Source organism: Microbacterium arborescens, from assembly GCF_030369635.1.
GTDB lineage: Bacteria > Actinomycetota > Actinomycetes > Actinomycetales > Microbacteriaceae > Microbacterium.
The window spans coordinates 1716730-1736693 of the sequence record NZ_CP128474.1; the positions used below are offsets into that span (position 1 = coordinate 1716730).

Genomic DNA, 19964 nt, shown 5'->3' on the forward strand with positions numbered 1-19964 from the left:
GCGCGTCGTCATGTCCACGTCTCAGCCATCCCCCCGTACGACGCCGAACCATCCCCTGGCACCTCGGTCGAGCGTCACGACCTACCTCGGTGTCGGCCAACTCGCGCTGCTGACGCTCGTCGTCGTCGCGAGTCTCCGCTCGCTGCCGGCGATGGCGGTCTTCGGCCTCGGCAGCGTGACCCTGTACATCCTCCCGGCAATCTTCTTCCTGATTCCGACAGCACTGGTCGCGGCAGAGCTCGCAACGGGCTGGAAAGGCGGCATCTACGTCTGGATCCGTGAAGCGATGGGCAACCGCTGGGGCTTCACCGCCGTCTGGCTCCAATGGATCCAGAACGTCGTGTGGTACCCCACGCAGCTGGCGTTCATCGCCGCCGCGCTCGCGTTCGTCTTCCTCGATCCGTCACTGTCGAGCTCGGGCTTCTTCACGGCTGTGGTGATCCTCGTGCTGTACTGGGGCTCGACGCTGGTGACGCTCCGCGGCGGAAACCTCTTCGCGAAGCTGGGCTCCTGGGGCGGCATCCTCGGTACGCTGCTCCCAGCAGCCATCCTGATCGTCTTCGGAGCGATCTGGGTCTTCACCGGCGAGAAGAGCCAGGTGCCGCTCACGCCCGACGCGGTGATCCCGCCGTTCACCGGCATCGCATCGATCGTGCTGATCGTGTCGAATTTCCTCGCCTATGCGGGCATGGAGGTCAACGCGGTGCACGTGAACCAGATGAAGGACCCGGGCCGCGGATTCCCGCGGTCGATCCTCATCTCGTCGATCCTGATCCTGCTGGTGTTCATCCTGCCGACCCTTGCCATCTCGGTTGCGGTGCCGCAGGAGGAGCTCGGACTGACGAACGGGATCATGCTCGCGTTCCAGGAGTACTTCCAGCACTGGGGCGTGGGGCAGTGGGCGACGGCCACGATGTCGGCGCTCATCGCGGCGGGCGCTCTCGCCTCGGTGATCACCTGGATCGCGGGTCCGTCCAAGGGCGTGCTCGCGGCAGCGGAGACCGGGCTCCTCCCGCCGCTGCTGCAGAAGAAGAACGAGGCCGGCGTGCAGTCGGGCATCCTCATGCTTCAGGGCACGATCGTCACGATCCTGGCGGCGATCTTCATCGTTGTTCCCAACGTGAGCGCGGCATTCGTGGCACTGATCGACATGGCCGCGGCGCTCTACCTGATCATGTACATGATGATGTTCGCCGCTGCGCTCGTGCTCCGACGGACGCAGCCGGGCGTGAAGCGCACGTACCGGGTACCGGCCATGGGGCTGGTCGCCGGCGTCGGGTTCCTCGCGAGCCTCGCCGCGTTCGTGTTCTCGTTCATCCCGCCGTCGGGGTTCAGCGCCTTCTCGCCGGCGCTGTATCCCTGGATCGTCGGGCTGGTGATCATCGTCCTCGGGGCTCCGCCGCTCATCTTCTACGCCGTGCGCAAGCCGTCGTGGGACATGCGCACCGCGGAGGACAAGAGCGTTCCCGTCACCCATGAGGCGGACGCACCCGCCGCTGCTGGTGGCGGAACAGCGCCGAGCAGTCGGCGGCGCCCGGATCCCTCGTCGAGCCCTCCACAGACGGGGTGAGGTCTGCGGCGTCCCGAGGCAGCAGCCGGACACCGTATGGTCGGGGGCAGCGCGCCTAGCCTGACGGCGTGACTGCTCACGATCCTGCTCCGGCCCGGCGCCGCCTGGGAGTCGGCGCGCTGATCGTGCTGATCCTCGCGGCCGCGGCGGTCACCGTCGGAATCGGCGTCGTACGCTCACTCGCTGCACCGGTCGCGCTGGTGACGCCCGTCGTCACCCCGACCGCCGTCACTGACGACGTCGGCGACGACGCCGTGTACGTTCACGTCCACGGCGCGGTCGTGACGCCCGGACTCTACCGACTCGACGCCGGCGCACGGGTCGTCGACGCGGTGGCGGCGGCGGGCGGGTTCAGCTCAGCGGCCGATCCGGCAGGCGTCAATCTCGCCCGCGCCGTGACCGACGGCGAGCAGCTGTTCGTCCCCGAGCCCGGCCAGGAGCCGCCGCCGGATGCCGCGGGCGGGGGCGGCGCAGGCGTAACGGCCCCCGACGGCGTCGTCGATCTGAACACGGCGGATGCCGCGGCGCTCGACACCCTTCCGCGGGTGGGCCCGGCTCTCGCGGAACGGATCATCGCCTGGCGTACCGAGAACGGGCGCTTCACGAGTGTCGATGACCTGCTGGCGGTCTCCGGCATCGGCGAGAAGATGCTCGAGGCGCTGCGCGATCGGGTGCGGGTGTGAGCGGGCGCGTCCGCCGCCGTGACCTTCGGATGCTGCCCGTAGCGCTCGGCGTCTGGGCCGCCGCGCTCATCGCGACGAATCGTCCCGACCTCGCGGTCGCACTGGCCGGCGTACTGTGGGCCACCGCGTGCGTGCTGCTACCCGGGCTGCCGGTCCTGGCCCGCAGACGCCGTCGCGACGCTCGGCCACGACCGACGTGGATCGCGATCGCCGCTGTCGCGGTGGCGTTCTCGGCCGGGTCGGTGTCCGTGGTCGCGATGAACGTGCCCGATCGCGATCAGGCGCTCGCCCTTCCGCTCAGCGGCGGTCGCATGGTCGTCATCGAAGCAGACGTGACGGGCAAGATCGAGGCCTCCCCGACGGGCTGGCGCTTCGACGCCATCACGAGCCGAGTGCATGCTGGCGATGCGGACGTCGCGGTCAGGGTCCCGATCATCGTGCGCACGCCGGCACGTCCCGCCGGGCTCGACCTCGGCTCGGCCGTGTCGCTGACCGGCTCGGCTTCGCCCGCCCGGGCGGGGGAGCGGGCGGTCCTCGTCGTCACCTCGACCGCGCCCCCGAGCGTGTTCTCCACGCCGCACGGCCCGCTCGCTCTAGCCGCGACGCTTCGCGAGGCGCTGATCGAGCAAGCCGCATCGCTGCCGCAGCCTGGAGCCGGGCTCGTACCCGGCCTCGCTGTCGGCGACACCGCCGCTGTCACCGCGGAACTCGACGCGCAGATGAAGACCGCGTCGCTCTCCCACCTGACCGCCGTCTCCGGGGCGAACTGCGCTCTGGTGGTCGGCATCGCGTTCGTCGGCGCCGGGATGCTGGGGCTGCGGCGCCCCTGGCGCGTCGCGATCGGGCTCGCCGCGCTGTCCGGGTTCGTGATCCTGGTCTCACCCGAGCCGAGCGTGGTGCGGGCGGCTGCCATGGCCGCCATCGCGATGCTCGCAGCGCTGCTCGGGCGCGCGGGCGCGGGGGCCTCCGTTCTCTGCCTCGCGATCGTGCTCTGTCTGATCGCCGATCCCTGGCTCGCGGGCAGCATCGGGTTCGCGCTGTCGGCGACCGCCACCGCAGCACTCGTCCTGTTCGCCGGTCCGGTCAGCGATTCACTCCACCGCGCCATGCCGCGCCCTCTCGCCCTCGCTATCGCGGTGCCCGCCGCGGCGCAACTCGCATGCACTCCGATCCTGGTGATGATCGACCCCAGGCTGCCCGTGTACGCCGTGCTCGCCAACGCGCTGACAGCACCGGCGGCGCCGCTGGCGACGATCGCCGGTCTCGCGGCGTGCCTGAGCGTCGGGATGCCGTGGCTGGCGAGCGGCCTCGCCGTCATCGCCTGGCTTCCCTGCGCATGGATCGCCGCCACCGCCGAGGCGGTCGACGTCATGCCCGGCAACTCCATCGACTGGCTCCCCGATACCCCGGGGGTGGCGCTCGCCACGGTGCTCTGCGCAGCCCTTTTGCTCTCCGTTCTTCCCCGCACGCCCCGCCGGACTCGCGGGGTCTCGGCTGGGCTCGTCGCCCTCGTCGCCGGCGCAGCCGCGGGATCCGCCCTCGTGACCGGGCCGCTCGAGCGCGCGCGGACACCCGACGACTGGGCGGTCGCCCAATGCGACGTGGGACAGGGCGATGCCGTGCTCCTCCGATCAGGCGACACCGTCGCGCTGGTCGACACCGGCCCCGATCCCGCTGCCTTGGCGGCATGCCTCGACCGCTTCGGCGTCGAGCGGGTCGATCTGCTGATCCTGACGCATTTCGATCTCGACCATGTCGGAGGCGCCGACGCGATCGTGGGACGCGTCGGGACGGTGTTGCACGGCCCGGTGGCCGATCCGAAGGAGCAGGCGCTCCTCACGCGTCTCTCCGGTGCGGGTGGCAACATCGTCGAGGCTTCCGCGGGTATGGCCGGCCTCTTGAGTGACGCTGAATGGCAGGTCCTGTGGCCACGCCCCGGAAGCGACGCGTTCGCCCCCGGCAACGACACCAGCGTCGTGATCGATGTTCGTGGTGGCGGCATTCCCGCCACGCTGCTGCTCGGCGATCTGTCCGAAAGACCCCAGCTCACCCTCGGAGCCGCGCTGCGCGCGACCTACGACGTCGTGAAGGTGTCGCACCACGGCAGCGCCGACCAATCGGCATCGCTGTATCGCCGTCTCGACGCGCGTGTCGCCCTCATCGGGGTGGGGGAGAACTCCTACGGCCATCCGCGTGACGAGACCCTGGCGCTTCTGCGCTCGCTCGGCCACGAGATCGTCCGCACCGACGAGACCGGGGCAGCCGCGCTCACCGTGACCGACGACGGCATCCGCGTGTGGCGCGAGCGCGTCGCAGCGAGGTCCTGATCGAGGCGATGTCAGTCGACGCCCGGCGAGCCGTGGGCCGCACCGCCGCCCGCGTTCGCGAAAGAGATCATCCTGGCGTGCAGGTCGAGGATGATCGAGGCGAGCGATGCCGCGTCATCCGCGGCGGTCCAGAGATCGAGCGCCGTATCGAACAACCCCGCAACGATCATGGACGTCAGGGCCGCATCGACCTCCTCCGCCCCGCGCCGCAGCAGCCCCTCGCGGATCGCGCCCGCCAACGCCGCAGACTTCGATCGCTCTCGTTCGATGAGGTGCGGATCCGACGCGATGATGATCCGACGCTCACGGATCCCCTCCCGCCAGGCTTCCAACTCCGGCGTCACCGCGAGCAGACCGTGCATGGCGAGCGCCATCGGATCGAGCCCGGCGGGCGCCGATGCGAGCAGCTCGACCACGACATCCGGGAACTCCCGTTCCCGGAGGAAGAGCACGTCGCGCTTATCGGGGAAGTGCCGGAAGAACGTCCGGGTCGTCAGGCCCGCCCGTTCCGCGATCTCCGGAACCGTCGTTCGCGCATATCCCTGCGCGCGGAACAGCTCGACCGCTGCCTGCTCCAGGCGCAGCGCGGCATCGGGGGCCCAGCGTGGCATACCGCGAGCCTACCTGACGACATGATGTGTCATCATGGGTGCGCGACCTATGACATTGCGTGTCATCACTTTCCGAATCGGAGCCCGCATGCCCCCGAACACCGCCGCTTGGCTCCCGTCCCCACGAGCGGATCTCGTCGTCGAACCCGCCGCGATGCATGAGCCGGGAGCGGGGGAGATCCTCATCCGCAGCCGCGCGATCGCGGTCAACCCGCTCGACGACGTCAAGCAGTGGACCGGGAACCTGATGTATCGCTGGCTCGGGTATCCCGCGGTGCTCGGCGAAGATGTCGCCGGTGAGGTGGCCGCTGTCGGGCCGGGGGTGACGCGTTTCGCCGTGGGAGACCGTGTGGCTGCGTACGCCGTCGGGATGGAGCGCGGCCGGCGCCACGAAGCCGAGGGCGCCTTCCAGCTCTACGTCGTCGTCAGAGAAGACCTGGCGACCCCGTTGCCCGACGGCCTTCCGTTCGAGCGAGCCGTGGTGCTGCCCCTCGCCGTATCGACCGCCGCCACCGCGCTCTTCCAGGACGACCAGCTCGCACTCCGCTCCCCGACGGCACAAGCGCGGCCGACGGGGGAGACCGTGGTCGTGTGGGGCGGCTCGACGAGCGTGGGGAGCAACGCAATCCAGCTGGCGGTTGCGGCGGGCTATCGCGTCATCGCCATCGCGTCAGCGCACAGCGAGGCCCGGGTGCGTGAGCTCGGTGCCCACCTCGTCGTCGATCGCAACGAGCCCGGGGCGGTCGCCGACGTCGTGGCCGGAATCGGTCGGAGCCCGCTCGTCGGCGTCGTCGCGATCGGGACGGGCTCCGGCGATGCGGCGGTGAGGATTGCGGCAGCCGGCGGAGCTCGACGCGTCGCTCTGCTGAGCCCGCCGGTCGCCTTCACGACACTCCCGCGGCGAGGCGGTCCCAGCGTGGCGTTCCTGCGCACCATGGCGAGGATCGGGCTGTCGCAACTCGCGACCCAGGTCCGAGCCCGCGCACACGGCGTCACGGCCCGATTCGTCTGGGGCAGTTCACTCATGAGCAACGACGTGGGTCCGATGCTCTGGCGGGACTACCTGCCCGCGGCTCTCGCGGCGGGCAGACACATCTGTGCGCCCGACCCGGAGATCGTCGGTGAGGGCCTGGAGAGCATTCAACACGCGCTGAACCTGCTCCACGACGGTGTTTCCGCACGGAAGCTCGTGGTCCGCCTGTAACGGCCACCGCACGGGGTCTGTGGTCGCGATTAGGCTGGGAGCATGCCGCCGAGCCCCCGCCGTCCTGCCGCCCGCAGCGCTGCGAAGTCGGCCATCAGGCAGCTCTCGTGGCGTGCCCCCGAACCGGCTCCGATCGTGCTCGTCGCGGGTCCTGAAGAGGTGTGTGCCGAGCGCGCGATCGCGGGTCTCCGCGACTACTTGAAGGCCGAAGACCCGAGTCTCGAGGTCTCCGACATCCGCGCCGACGACTACGCCGCGGGCACCCTTCTCGGCATGGCGTCGCCGTCGCTGTTCGGCGAGCCGAGGCTGGTGCGCGTCGCCGGTGTCGAGAAGTGCTCCGACGCCTTCCTCGCCGAGGCCCTCGCCTACCTCGAGAACCCGCAGGAAGGCGCCACGATCGTGCTGCGGCACACGGGCGCGAGTGTCCGCGGCAAGAAGCTGCTCGAAGCCATCCGCTCGGGTACGGGAGGCGGTGTCGAGATCTCGGTGCCGGCGATCAAGCGCGACTCCGACCGTTTCGACTTCGCCGCGGGGGAGTTCAAGGCAGCCGGCAAGCGCATCGCGCCGTCGGCCCTGCGGACCCTCGTGTCGGCGTTCGCCGACGACCTGACCGAGCTCGCTGCCGCGTGTCAGCAGCTGATCTCCGATGTGCCCGGCGACATCGGCGACCAAGTCGTCGAGCGGTACTACGGCGGCCGGGTGGAGACGACCGCTTTCGCCGTCGCCGACACCGCGATCGCAGGTCGTTACGGCGAAGCGCTCATCACGCTGCGTCATGCTCTCGCCAGCGGTGCCGATCCGGTTCCCCTCGTCGCCGCCATCGCGTCGAAGCTGCGCACCATGGCGCGCGTCGCCGGCTCGCGGGAACCATCGGGCGCACTGGCCGCCCGCCTCGGCATGAAGGACTGGCAGGTCGATCGAGCCAAGCGCGACCTCGTCGGTTGGACGGAGTCGGCCCTCGCAACCGCGATCCAGGCGGCCGCCCGCGCGGACGCAGAGGTGAAGGGTGCCTCGCGCGACCCGGTCTTCGCTGTCGAGCGGCTCGTGACCGTCATCGCGACGCGGGCACCCTACGGGTCCTGAACGCGCGGCGGCAAAGCGAAAGGCCCGCCCCATGCGGGGACGGGCCTTCGACAGTGACGGCTCAGAGAGCGGCGACCTGCTTCGCGATAGCAGACTTGCGGTTCGCAGCCTGGTTCTCGTGGATGACGCCCTTGCTCACGGCCTTGTCGAGCTTCTTCGTAGCCTTCGCGAGCGCCTTCTCGGCAGCGGCCTTGTCGCCGGCGGCGATGGCCTCGCGGGTGCGACGCACCTCGGTCTTCAGCGCGCTCTTGACGGCCTTGTTGCGCTCGCGCGCCTTCTCGTTGGTCTTGTTGCGCTTGATCTGCGACTTGATGTTCGCCACGTTCGACGTATCTTTCGTTCGGAGTTTTCGGTGGATGTGCCGGACGACAGTAGAGGGATGCCGCACGGCGGTCGTGTGAGGGAGGAACCCACACGGCAAGCCGACTTGAGAGTCTATCAGGTCGCGTCGCGTGAACCGGTATCGGCGAGGGTGGCGAGCGCGAGATCGAGGACGGCGTTGAACACGCGAGGACGCATCGCCGTGACGAGATGACTGGTGCGGGGGACGACGATCAGCTCGGCATCCGGCGCGAGCTTCGCGAACAGCCGTTCATTGACGCGCAGTTGGTCGTACTGACCGTTCACGAACCAGGTCGGCACATCGATCCGTCGGATCGCCGCGAGCAGGTCGAGCACCGACAGGCTGGCCAGCGCGACGTCCTGCGCGTCGTAGGCGTAGCCGCCGGCGCCGAAGTCCGGCCGGGTCTCGACGGGGAGCGTGCGGTCGAGGACCCAGTCGGTGATCCGCTGGCCACGGCCCGGCAGGCGATCGAACCCGAGGGCCAGGGCTCGGTACACCGCGAGGCCGAATCCACGGGGGATCGCGGTGCAGGATGCGGCGATGAACGCCGACACCGGGGGACGTTCCTCTCGCCCGACGTAGGCGGTGCTGAGCAGCCCGCCCATCGAGTGACCGACCAGCAGGACCGGACCGCGCTCGGCGGCATCCCGAACCGCATCGTCGATCGTCGCGAACGCGCCGTCCAACGTGAAGGTCTCGGCCATCCGGGTACCATGCCCGGGCAGGTCGAGCGCGGTGACGGGGATGCCGCGCTCTCGAAGATGGGCGACCTGGGCGCGCCACATCGTCGCCGACGTTCTGATCCCGTGCACAAGCACCACCTGTGCGGTCATGTCTCCACCCTAGGGATCGCAAGCATGCACGGGGGAGCTGCTCAGCAAGCTCATGGACGAGTGAGGGCGACCGGTCATCCCGGCCGCCCTCACTCCGCGTCAGCGTCGCCGCACGCTCATCGCATCGGCATCGCGCTGCGTCGACGCGTGACCGCGAGCACGCCACCCGCCACGAGGAGCATCGCACCGGCGAGGAGCACGCCGAGCGGCGTCTCGGCGCCGGTCACCGCGAGCTGCCCCGCACGCACGACGGTGATCGCGAAGTCGAGCGGCTGCTCGCCGGATGTCGAGATCCGCAGCGTGTGGGCTCCCACGGCGAAGTCCGCAGGGATCGCCACCCGGAACGAGGTCACACCGGAGTCGTCGGCGGCCGGGATGCCGCGAACCTCGATCGGTTCGCTGAACAGCGTCGCACCGATCTGCTGCCCGGGCTCGAGACCCGACACCCGCACATCGATGAATCCGCCCTGCTCGACTCGGGTCGTGGACAGGTCGACCTGCGCCCAGGTCCCGGTGCCGGGGTCGGTCCCCGGCTCGGTGCTCGGCTCGCCGATCCGAACGGGGACGGTGACGGTCGTCTCCGTGGCATCCGTCGTCAGGACCAGCTCCGCAGCGCCGTCGGGGAGGCCCGCCGGCAGCGGTACCGCCACGACCGCGCTCCCGCCCGCCACGGGTGCCGACGCGATGACCGAGCCGTCGAGCGAGACATCCACCGCGCCATTCTGAGGCGCGCCGAGGCTCGTCATGTCGAGGTTCGACACGGTGAGCTCGAGCATCGAGCCCGCAGCCGCGGTCTCGGGGACTCCCTGGACGCGGACGGCGTGCTTCGCGAACGACGGCGCGACCGGCTGCTGCTCGCCGAGGTAGTCGATCCAGGCCTCGTGGTCGAGGAAGCCGGTGTCGACGTAGTCGGTGCCCGCAGCGAACGCGCGGAAGTTGTCTCCCGAGCCGGACGCGAGGAACGAGAGCGTGCCGATGCGGTACTCCGCGTCGAGGTCGAGCGGCTGCCCGTCGACCGTGACCGACGTGATCCGACTACCCTCCGGACGCGTGTCGTCGTAGGTGTACGACACGTTGTCCGACAGGCCCAGCTGCAGGTAGGGGCGCGACGGCACGTTGCCGTCCTTGTCACGCTGCCACTGCTGCTCGAGCACACGCACGAAGTCGGCGCCGGTGAGCGTCACCAAGGCCATCGTGTTGTTGAAGGGAAGCACCGCATACGCCTGACCCCAAGTGACCGTGCCGTCCGGTACCCCCGCGACCGCGTTGGCGCCGAACTCGGCCTGCGTGTCGAACAGGTCGGCCCGGAGGCCGCCTGAGTTCGTCACTCCGATCTGCGCGCCGTTCGGCAGGTTCGCGAGGTTCGAGCGGATCGACTCGGCGACGAGGTTGCCGAGCGAGGACTCCGACGCCCGATCGTCGCGCTTGCCGCCGGCGTAGGCGCCATCGACATACGAGCCGCCCGAGTACGCGCTGGTGATGTCGGCGGAGATCGTCGCGACCGGCGTGTTGCCGATCTCGGCGAAGTCCGCGAGCGCCTTCCGGACGATCTCGTCGACCTCGGCCACCCGCGGGTAGGTCGCGATCAGGTCGGCGGCGGGAGTCTTCGTCTGTCCCACGTTCTCCTGCGTGTGAGCGACGACCTCGCCGCTCGCCGGATCGACCGAGAGGACGACCTTGCCGACGAACTCCCCGTACGAGCCGGTCTGCACGATCGGACGCGTCCGATCCGTTCCCGGGACCGGCGCCGACCACGCGTACAGCTTGTGCGTGTGACCGGTGTAGATGGCATCGACCTCGGGGGAGGTCTCGTTGACGATGCGAGCGAAGACCGCACTGTCGGCCACGGCCTCGTCGAGGCTCGCGTCCGACGCGCTGTCGGCCGCACCCTCGTGGTAGAGCGCGACGATGACGTCGGCCTGATCACCCGAGCCTTCGGTGAGGTCGGCCGCGACGCGGTTGACCGCCTCGACCGGGTCGCCGAACTCGAGCCCGGCGATGCCCGCGCCGCTCACCAGCGCCGCGGTCTCCTCGGTCACGACGCCGATGACGCCGATCGTGAGGCCCTGCGATTCGATGAGCGCGTACTCGTCGAACTGCGGGTCGGTCGTGCCACTGGCGTAGACGTTCGCCCCGAGGTGGGTGAAGTCGGCACGCGGGATGACGCGGTCGCGCAGGTCGGCGAAGCCGCGGTCGAACTCGTGGTTGCCCACGGCGCTCGCCCGCAGGTCGAGAGCGTTCAGCACGTCGATCGTCGGCTCGTCCTGCGCCAGCGACGACGCCGGGAGCGAGGCCCCGATGTTGTCACCGGCCGACAGGAGCACGGCGTCGGGAGCCGCGGCTCGCAGCTCCTCGATCGTCCCGGCGAAGCCGACGGTTCCGGGGATCTCCGGCTGCGCCTTGGTCTCGCCGACCGCGGGCTTGGGCGGCGTGACGCCGGTGATGCGGCCGTGGAAGTCGTTGATCCCGAGCAGCGTCAGATCGATCGGCTCGACAGGGGCAGCGGCTCCCGCCGAAAGACCGACCTTGACCGGGTCGTGGTCGGACGAGCGGTAGGGGCCGTCGTCATAGAACAGGGCGCCGTGATTGTTGTAACGGCTGTACTCGAACGAGACGGGCTCACCCGAGTTGATGTTCCAGATGTCGGCGCCGGTCGCGCGCTGGCGTGCCGCGTCGTTCATCAGAACATGGTCGAGTGAACCCGCGAGGCCCGAAAAGGAATAGCTCGACTTCTCGATGCCGAGAGCGACCTCGGCCGATTCGTAACCTGCGCCTCGCAGCACCTCGATGGGGTCTTCGCGGGTGTACGAGTTGAAGTCGCCCACGAGGATGACGGCGTCGGTGTCGCCCTGGATGGTCGGGACCCACTCGCTGAGCGCGGTCGCCTGACGCACGCGCGACTCGTTGGACTTGCCCTGTCCGTTCGGGTCCTCGCCATCGCCCGGCCACGGTCCGGCCGAGCCCTTCGACTTGAAGTGGTTCACGACGAGGAGGAACTCCTCGCCCCCGCCGGCCGGCGCGAACGTCTGCGCGATCGGCTCGCGTGCGTTGCCGAATGCCTGTCCGTCCGCCGAGAGCGTGCCGAGAGCGCGCGCATCGCCGACACGTTCGACGAGCGCCGGCTGGTAGATGATCGCGTTGGTGATCACGTCACGCAGGGATGCCGGCGGGAGCTCGGCCGACGACGGAACATAGGCCCACTTGCCGGGCTCCGAAGCAGCGTTCAGCGCCGCGACCAGCGAAGCCGTCGCTTCGTCGACGGTCTCGCCGAGCGCTGCGGAGTCCTCGATCTCCATCAGACCCACGACAGAGGCGTCGAGGGTGTTGATCGCCGCGACGATCTTCGCCTGCTGACGCTCGAGGTCATCGGCGTCCCACGCTCCGCGCTGATCGCAGCCGCCCTGCACGTTGACGCCGTCGCCGGTGCGATCTGTGTAAGCGTCACAATCGCTGTCGTCGACCCCCAATGTCGTGAAGTAGTTCAGGACGTTGAACGACGCCACGCTGAGATCGCCGCCGACCGCTGCCGGGGAGGCCGGGCGATCGACGGTGAAAAGGACCTGGTCGCCCGCGCCGGTCGCGTCGCCGACGCGGAACTGCGTCGGATTCAGCTTCCAGGTGTCGTTGCGGTAGTCCAGCACGTACGCGCCGCTCAGGGTCGCGCTGCCGCCGACCACGGGCGGCTCGTCGAGCGACAGGTACGCGGGGATCAGATCGCCGTTCACCAGCGCACCCGTATCGCGGTCTCGCGCCGCGAAGTTGATGGAGCCACCGTCGTCGAGCACGACTCCACGTGCGAGGTTGTCGGCAGCGACCGCCGCGGCCTCGGCAGATCCGGGTCGCGCGGCATCCGTCGGCTGGCGCAGCGGCGTGCCATCGGTCGCCAGACCCACCTCGCCGTACTGGCCGGTCGAGTAGGTGTTGCTGATGGTGAACTGCTCGTCGACCTCGACGAGCATCGACTCGAGCGCCTCGCGCGCAGCGACGTCACGCGGCCATTCCGCGAGAGTCACCGGCGCGGGAGCTACTGCGGCCGCGTCCAGCCGCTCAGCCGCACCGGCCGCGACGGAGAGCTGGGTGAGCCCGTTGAACTCGCTCGCGACACCCGTCACCCGCACGTTGTCGCCGAGTGCGACCTCGCGTGCCACCGCCGCTGTGCGGGTGTAGACGAAAACGGCATCCGAAGACGTGCGGTCGGGGTCGTAGGCGCCGCCGCTACCGGCGGTCTGAATGACGTAACCGTTGTAGCCGCCGGTCGCGTAGTGCGCGGTGACGACGCCCTCGGTCGTGACGGTCGTGCCGGCAAGGGGAGTGGCGTCGCCGGAGCCCTGGATCTCGGCGATCGAGACCACCGCGGGCTCGGCCGGCTGCTCCGGCTCGCCGGGCTCTTCCGGCTGGCCTGCGACGCGCCCTTGCGGTGTCGGCGCACCCGCGGTGAAGTCCGCGGCATTGTCGGCCGAATTGCTACCGTCCATGCTCCGCGCGACGCTCGTCGCGTTGGACGTCGCGGGTGCCGCAGCCGAGCCGGCGAAGTCCGTCGCGTTGCCCCAGCCGACGTAGTCGACGACTGTGTCGTTGTGGGCGAGGCCCGATCCGCCGCTGAGCGCGGTCGTCGACCTCACGAGCGCGACCTTGCCCTGGGTGCCGCTCATCGGGATGGAGCCCTCGATGTCGGCGGTGAAGCCCGGGAGCTGGGCATCGCCGCCGAGCGCCTGGCCGATCAGCAGATGTCCGCCGGGCTCGATCGTCGCGCCCGCCAGCGTGGTGACCTGCCAGCTGGAGCCCGTAGCGGAGGCGTACTGAACGCTCCAGCCGTCGAGCGAGACGGCCGCATCCGAGGTGTTGCGCAGCTCGATGAAGTCACGATTCAGCGGGGCGCCGCTGTTGCCGCCACCGCCGTAGATCTCGTTGATCACGACGGGCGCGTCGGCGCTGACGGCGGCACTCGCCGGCATCGCGGCCCATCCCACACCTCCCGCCACGATCGCGACGGCGGCGCTGGAGGCCACCCATCTCTGCCAGGGTCGTCGCGCGGGCGCGACAGGGTCTGCTGTGATCACGGTGCTCTCCCGGGGGCGGACCGGGCACGGGGATTTCGCGCAATTGCCGGCCGCCGCATTGAGCATTCGACGCCACTGATGTGTTCGGCAAGTAGCGGAATGGTTAATTGTTTTTCACCAGACCAGTTACTGGCGTGTCCGTCGCCGGTCCTCGTAGCATCACGCGCGCGAGCTTCTGCGGCAGTGTCGTCTCGCCACCCCGGGTAGACTTCCCGGGACATGTCTCCGCGCGCACTCCAGCCGCTCGCGCCTGCCGCAACGCCGCCCGAGCTCATCCGCAACTTCTGCATCATCGCCCACATCGACCACGGCAAGTCCACGCTGGCCGATCGGATGCTGCAGATCACCGGCGTTGTCGCCGACCGCGACATGCGCGCTCAGTACCTCGACCGTATGGACATCGAGCGTGAGCGCGGCATCACGATCAAGAGCCAGGCGGTGCGGATGCCGTGGTCGAAGGACTCGGGCACGTTCGCGCTCAACATGATCGACACGCCGGGTCACGTCGACTTCACCTACGAGGTCAGCCGATCGCTCGCGGCGTGCGAGGGTGCGATCCTGCTCGTCGACGCGGCGCAGGGCATCGAGGCTCAGACCCTTGCGAACCTGTACCTCGCGCTCGAGAACGATCTGCAGATCATTCCGGTGCTGAACAAGATCGACCTTCCCGCTGCCGACCCCGAGAAGTACGCGGCCGAGCTCGCGAACCTGATCGGCGGCGACCCGGAAGACGTCCTTCGCGTGAGCGGCAAGACCGGCATGGGCGTCGAGGAGTTGCTGGATCGCATCGTCGACCGCATCCCGGCCCCCGTCGGAGACCCCGACGCTCCGGCGCGCGCCATGATCTTCGACTCGGTCTACGACGCCTACCGCGGTGTGGTCACCTACGTCCGCATGGTCGATGGCAAGCTCGAGCCCCGCGAGCGCATCCAGATGATGTCGACGCGCGCGACGCACGAGCTGCTCGAGATCGGCGTGTCGAGCCCCGAGCCGATTCCCACCAAGGGACTCGGCGTCGGCGAGGTCGGCTACCTCATCACCGGCGTGAAGGACGTCCGCCAGTCCAAGGTCGGTGACACGATCACCAATCATCGGAAGCCCGCGACGGAGGCCCTGCCGGGGTACACCGACCCGAAGCCGATGGTGTTCTCGGGCATCTACCCGATCGACGGCAGCGACTACGGCGACCTCCGCGAGGCGCTCGACAAGCTGAAGCTGTCGGACGCGTCGCTGCAGTACGAGCCCGAGACCTCCGTCGCCCTCGGTTTCGGCTTCCGATGCGGCTTCCTCGGGCTTCTCCACCTCGAGATCATCACCGAGCGCCTGTCACGCGAGTTCGGCCTCGACCTCATCACCACCGCGCCGTCGGTGACCTACGAGGTCGCGACCGACACCGGCGAGACCGTCGTGGTGACCAACCCCAGCGAGTACCCCGACGGGCGCGTCGCCGAGGTGTCGGAGCCGGTCGTCAAGGTCGGCATCCTCGCGCCGAAGGACTACGTCGGCACCGTCATGGAGCTGTGCCAGTCGCGTCGCGGCACGCTGCTGGGCATGGACTATCTGAGCGAAGACCGCGTCGAGCTGCGCTACAACATGCCGCTCGGCGAGATCGTGTTCGACTTCTTCGATCACCTCAAGTCGCGCACGCAGGGCTACGCGAGCCTCGACTACGAGCCCGCCGGATCGCAGACCGCCGACCTGGTGAAAGTCGACATCCTGCTGCAGGGCGAGAAGGTCGACGCTTTCAGCTCGATCGTCCATCGCGAGAAGGCGTACGCCTACGGCACGATGATGACCGAGCGCCTGCGCAAGCTCATCCCGCGCCAGCAGTTCGAGGTGCCGATCCAGGCCGCCATCGGCGCGCGCATCATCGCCCGCGAGAACATCCGCGCCATCCGCAAGGACGTCCTCGCCAAGTGCTACGGCGGTGACATCACCCGCAAGCGCAAGCTCCTCGAGAAGCAGAAAGAGGGCAAGAAGCGCATGAAGATGGTGGGTCGTGTCGAGGTGCCGCAGGAGGCGTTCATCGCCGCGCTGTCGGGCGACGTCGAAGGCAAGGACAAGAAGTAGCCCCACCGGGAGCAACGAGGAGACCCATGCATCAGCGACGCGGGACCTTCCGAGACGAGACCGTCGACTACGCGGCGGTCGGTGCGACGCGCGCGCACGACCTGATGGCGTATCCGCCGGAGCAGAGCATCCCCGCCGAGGATGCCTGGCGCATCGGCAGCGGGCAGTCTCGGTTCGACACCGCCGCCGACCTCCTGATGTCGTGGGCGGCGCTCCGAGGCGCGGGGCTGCGGGTGGCCGATGTCCGGCCGGCCTCAGGTCCGATGTACACCGGCGTCGCGTTCGACGACCAGGGCAACGCCGTCGCGCCCAGCAGCATGGACCACGAGCAGCGCTTCGCGGCGGACGGCACTCCCTACGTGGGTGCCGGCACGACGCTGCGGGTCCATGGGCGAGTGTCGGGTCTGAACGCGGATGCCGAACTCCGCGTGATCTTCGTCGACGAGGAGCCCCGACGCGTCGCGTTCGCTCTCGGTACGGTCGGCGGTTCCGTGGTCAGCGGGGAGGAGTCTTTCCTCCTCGAGTGGCGCGACAACGACGAGGTGTGGTTCGTGGTGCGCGCGTTCGACAGGCCGACGGCGCTGGCCTACCGCATGCTCAAGGGCCTCGTCCGCCGCCGCCGCCGGCTGCTGTTCCAGGGATACCTTCGCGCGATCTCGCCGCTGTACGCGACGCCCGGCGCCTGATGGGGGCGGCACTGCCGATCGGTGATCCGGTGCCGGTCGGCGGCACCCTGCCCGACGACCTCGTCATCGCCCCCGACGTTCCGTTCGGGGTGTACGTGCACGTCCCGTTCTGCCGCGTGCGATGCGGCTACTGCGATTTCAACACCTACACAGCCACGGAACTGCGCGGTGCTCGTCAGGACGCGTACGCCGACGAGGTGCTGCGCGAGATCGCCTTGTCGGCTGCCCTGATCGACGAGCGAGGCCCCCGTCGTGCGGCACAGACGGTGTTCTTCGGCGGCGGCACCCCCACGCTGCTTCCGGCGGGAGATCTCGCGCGGATGCTGAGCGGCGTGCGTGAGACGTTCGGCATCGCCGCGGGTGCGGAGGTCACCGTCGAGGCGAACCCCGACACGATGAGTCCACGAGTCGCCGACGAACTGGCGGCCGCCGGTGTCACCCGTCTGTCGATCGGCATGCAGTCCGCCGTGCCGCACGTGCTGGCTGCGCTCGATCGCACGCATGATCCCGCCAACGTGTCGACCGCCGTCGCCGCTGCCCGCGGGGCCGGGCTCGACGTCTCGGTCGACCTGATCTACGGCGCGCCGGGGGAGAGCCTCGACGATTGGCGACGCTCCGTCGACACCGCCGTCTCGCTCGAGCCCGATCACGTGTCCGCCTACGCCCTGATCATCGAGGAGGGCACGCGCCTCGAGCGGCAGATCCGACGCGGCGAGGTCGCCGCGCCCGACGATGATCTGCAGGCCGACATGTACGAGCTGGCCGACGAAAGCCTGGCCGACGCGGGCTTCTCCTGGTACGAGGTGTCGAACTGGGCGAGGTCGACGGATCAACGCTCGCGCCACAACCTCGCCTACTGGCGGGGGACCGATTGGTGGGGCTACGGGCCCGGCGCCCACAGCCACGTCGCCGGTCTCCGGTGGTGGAACGTCAAGCATCCCGCCGCGTACGCCCAGCGACTGGCAGCGGGACACTCGCCCGCGGCGGGCCGGGAGCGCCCCGATGCGGACGCGCTGCGGCTGGAGTCCGTGCTCCTGCGCTCTCGCATCGTCGAAGGGCTCGGGATCGACGAGTTGGGCGACCCCGGCCGGCGAGCCGTGGCCTCGCTCATCGCCGACGGCCTGATCGAGGGCGCCGACGCGGTGCGCGGGCGCATCGTGCTCACCCGGCGCGGACGTCTCATGGCCGACGCCGTCGTTCGCGCACTGACGGAGTGACCGCCGGGAGGCGATCGCGGTCGTCCACGCGATAGAATTGGCACTCACAGACTTCGAGTGCCAAGCAGGAGGTGACGGACATGGTCTCAGAGCGCGGACTGCAGGTGCTGCGGGCGATCGTGCAGGACTATGTCGACACCCGCGAGCCCGTGGGTAGCAAGTCGATCGTCGAACGGCACGCGTTCGGCGTGTCGGCTGCCACGATCCGCAACGACATGGCGCTCCTCGAGGACGAGGAGCTCATCGCCGCCCCCCACACCTCGTCGGGACGCGTTCCGACCGACAAGGGCTACCGCGTCTTCGTCGATCATCTCGCGGGCCTCCGCCCGCTGAGCGCTGCACAGCGCTCAGCGATCACGACCTTCCTCGACGGGCCCACCGACCTCGACGACCTGCTGGTGCGCACGGTCCGCGCCCTCACCCAGCTGACCGGTCAGGTCGCTATGGTGCAGTACCCGTCGTTCGCGCGCGCCCAGGTGTCGCACCTCGAGCTGGTGGACTTGGGCGGTGGACGCCTCGTCGTCATCGTCGTGACCGACACCGGCCGGGTCTCGCAACGGGTCGGAGTCGTGCGGACGCTTCTCGACGGAGCGCAGTTCGAGGTCGCCAAGGCGACGCTGCGCGCTGCCGTGACGGGCGTGGCGGTCCGCGACGCGGTCACTGCCGTCACGGCCCTCGCAGAGGGAGATGCCGTCGCCGATCCGATCGGCGAGGCCGTGCGGGAGGTCTCGCGCATCCTCGTGGAGGAACTCGAGACCTTCCGCCAGGACCGCCTGGTGATGGCGGGCACAGCGACGCTCGCTCGGCGCGAAGCCGACTTCCGCGGCAGCATCTACCCATTGCTCGAAGCGATCGAGGAGCAGGTGACGCTGCTCCGGCTCATGGGCGAGATGGTCGCCGACGACCGCGGCGTCGCGGCGCGCATCGGCCGCGAGAACGAGGCGTACGGACTGTCCGAGGCCTCGGTCGTGACGAGCGACTACGACGTCCCGGGGTCACGTGCCCGGGTCGGTCTCATGGGACCGACCCGCATGGACTACCCGACGAACCTCGCGACGGTCCGCGCCGTCGCGCACTACCTCAGCCGGCTCCTCGACGAAGACGAGAAGTCGCGCTGACCCGACCCATCCACGCCCGCAGGGGCGGAAAGGCGATCCGTGGCTGACCACTACGAGGTCCTGGGCGTCGCGCGCGACGCGTCGCCCGACGAGATCAAGAAGGCGTACCGACGCCTCGCACGAGAGCTGCACCCCGACGTGAACCCGGGGGAGGACGCGTCCGAGCGATTCAAGCTCGTCACGCACGCCTACGACGTCCTCAGCGACCCGGAACAGCGTCAGCGCTACGACGTGGGCGGCGACTCCGCCGGCGGTTTCGGTGGCGCTGCCGGCTTCGGGGGCTTCAGCGACATCTTCGAGACCTTCTTCGGGGGTGGCGGCGGCGGTGGCCGTGCCGGGCGCCCGCGCTCTCGACGTGAGCGCGGGCAGGATGCCCTCGTTCGGGTGACCCTCGAGCTCGGTGACGTCGTCTTCGGTGTGCACCGAGACATCGAGGTCGACACCGCGGTGCTCTGCGACACCTGCCAGGGCTCCTGCTGCCAGCCGGGAACCCAGCCCGTCACATGCGATGTCTGCCATGGCGCGGGAAACGTCCAGCGCACCGTCCGGAGTCTGCTGGGCAACGTCGTGACGTCGCAGCCCTGCAACGTTTGCCAGGGCTACGGCACGACCATCCCGTATCCGTGCACGACCTGCCAGGGTCAGGGACGCGTCCGGGCCCGCCGAACGGTCTCGCTCGACATCCCCGCCGGCGTCGAGACCGGACTGCGCCTCCAGCTCCCCGGCTCGGGCGAGGTCGGTCCCGCCGGTGGACCGAACGGCGACCTGTACCTCGAGGTCACGGTCAACCCCCACGACGTCTTCAGCCGCGAGGGCGACGATCTACTCGCGACGCTCGAAGTGTCGATGCCGGATGCCGTGCTGGGCACCAGCACGACGATCGAGTCCCTCGACGGACCCGTCGAGCTCGAGCTGCGTCCCGGAGTGCAGTCCGGTGACGTCCTCACTATCAAGGGGCGCGGCATCACGCCTCTCCGTGGCTCGAACCGCGGCGACCTGCGTGTCGGCGTCCACGTCGTGACCCCGACGCGACTCGACGCCAAGGAACGAGCGCTGATCGAAGAGCTGAAGAAGCGCACGAAGTCTCCGGCGCCACAGCTCGCGCAGTTCCACCAGGGGATGTTCGCCAAGCTCCGCGACCGGTTCCGGAACAGCTGAC

The 19964-nt window shown here is 69.6% G+C and carries 14 protein-coding genes; 10 read left to right on the plus strand and 4 right to left on the minus strand.

Features of this window, described 5'->3' with window-relative positions; translation table 11 throughout:
• The first annotated feature begins 10 nt into the window (after positions 1-10).
• From gadC to QUC20_RS08230, 3 genes are all read left to right on the plus strand, one after another.
• Positions 11-1570 (plus strand): glutamate/gamma-aminobutyrate antiporter GadC, encoded by a 1560-nt coding sequence (gadC, locus tag QUC20_RS08220; RefSeq protein WP_289329557.1) that lies wholly within the window; start codon positions 11-13, stop codon positions 1568-1570.
• 68 nt (positions 1571-1638) lie between these two features.
• Entirely contained in the window at positions 1639-2253 is a 615-nt protein-coding gene (locus QUC20_RS08225) for a ComEA family DNA-binding protein (protein ID WP_289329558.1), read from the plus strand.
• Entirely contained in the window at positions 2250-4580 is a 2331-nt protein-coding gene (locus QUC20_RS08230; RefSeq protein ID WP_259455166.1) for a ComEC/Rec2 family competence protein, read from the plus strand. Before QUC20_RS08225 ends, QUC20_RS08230 begins: the two co-directional genes overlap by 4 nt.
• Before the next feature lie 11 nt (positions 4581-4591).
• On the opposite strand, the gene QUC20_RS08235 is transcribed toward QUC20_RS08230, so the two are convergent.
• Positions 4592-5191: a TetR/AcrR family transcriptional regulator gene (locus tag QUC20_RS08235; RefSeq protein WP_289329559.1), complete on the minus strand. Its 600-nt coding sequence runs from the start codon at positions 5189-5191 to the stop codon at positions 4592-4594.
• 88 nt (positions 5192-5279) lie between these two features.
• Between QUC20_RS08235 and QUC20_RS08240 the strand changes: the two genes are divergently transcribed.
• Together QUC20_RS08240 and holA are read left to right on the plus strand one after the other, a co-directional pair.
• On the plus strand, positions 5280-6395 hold the full coding sequence (locus tag QUC20_RS08240) for a zinc-binding alcohol dehydrogenase family protein (RefSeq protein WP_289329560.1): 1116 nt from the start codon (positions 5280-5282) through the stop codon (positions 6393-6395).
• Positions 6396-6437: 42 nt separating this feature from the next.
• Positions 6438-7478 carry a DNA polymerase III subunit delta gene (holA, locus tag QUC20_RS08245; RefSeq protein ID WP_120262608.1) on the plus strand — a complete coding sequence of 347 codons (1041 nt, stop codon included), beginning with the start codon at positions 6438-6440 and terminating at the stop codon, positions 7476-7478.
• A 61-nt stretch (positions 7479-7539) separates the two neighbouring features.
• Here the strand turns inward: holA and rpsT are convergent, their stop codons facing one another.
• The 3 genes from rpsT to QUC20_RS08260 all read right to left on the minus strand — a co-directional run bounded on the left by rpsT (position 7540) and on the right by QUC20_RS08260 (position 13663).
• The gene (rpsT, locus tag QUC20_RS08250) at positions 7540-7800 is read right to left on the minus strand and encodes a 30S ribosomal protein S20 (protein ID WP_112614742.1); all 261 of its coding nucleotides are present in this window, start codon (positions 7798-7800) and stop codon (positions 7540-7542) included.
• A gap of 116 nt (positions 7801-7916) precedes the next feature.
• Positions 7917-8654, minus strand: a complete 738-nt coding sequence (locus QUC20_RS08255) for an alpha/beta fold hydrolase (RefSeq protein ID WP_289329561.1) — start codon at positions 8652-8654, stop codon at positions 7917-7919.
• 116 nt (positions 8655-8770) lie between these two features.
• A complete protein-coding gene (locus QUC20_RS08260; RefSeq protein WP_289329562.1) occupies positions 8771-13663 on the minus strand; it encodes an ExeM/NucH family extracellular endonuclease in 4893 nt (1630 codons plus the stop codon).
• A gap of 270 nt (positions 13664-13933) precedes the next feature.
• Between QUC20_RS08260 and lepA the strand changes: the two genes are divergently transcribed.
• The 5 genes from lepA to dnaJ all read left to right on the plus strand — a co-directional run bounded on the left by lepA (position 13934) and on the right by dnaJ (position 19963).
• Positions 13934-15784: a translation elongation factor 4 gene (lepA, locus tag QUC20_RS08265; protein WP_120262606.1), complete on the plus strand. Its 1851-nt coding sequence runs from the start codon at positions 13934-13936 to the stop codon at positions 15782-15784.
• Positions 15785-15810: 26 nt separating this feature from the next.
• A complete protein-coding gene (locus tag QUC20_RS08270; protein ID WP_120262605.1) occupies positions 15811-16470 on the plus strand; it encodes a DUF1990 domain-containing protein in 660 nt (219 codons plus the stop codon).
• Positions 16470-17687: a radical SAM family heme chaperone HemW gene (gene hemW, locus QUC20_RS08275; protein WP_120262604.1), complete on the plus strand. Its 1218-nt coding sequence runs from the start codon at positions 16470-16472 to the stop codon at positions 17685-17687. The genes QUC20_RS08270 and hemW overlap by 1 nt, the downstream gene beginning before the upstream one ends.
• Positions 17688-17767: 80 nt before the next feature.
• A complete protein-coding gene (gene hrcA, locus QUC20_RS08280; RefSeq protein WP_289329563.1) occupies positions 17768-18805 on the plus strand; it encodes a heat-inducible transcriptional repressor HrcA in 1038 nt (345 codons plus the stop codon).
• Between the two features lie 39 nt (positions 18806-18844).
• Entirely contained in the window at positions 18845-19963 is a 1119-nt protein-coding gene (gene dnaJ / locus QUC20_RS08285; protein WP_289329564.1) for a molecular chaperone DnaJ, read from the plus strand.
• Position 19964: the final 1 nt, after the last annotated feature.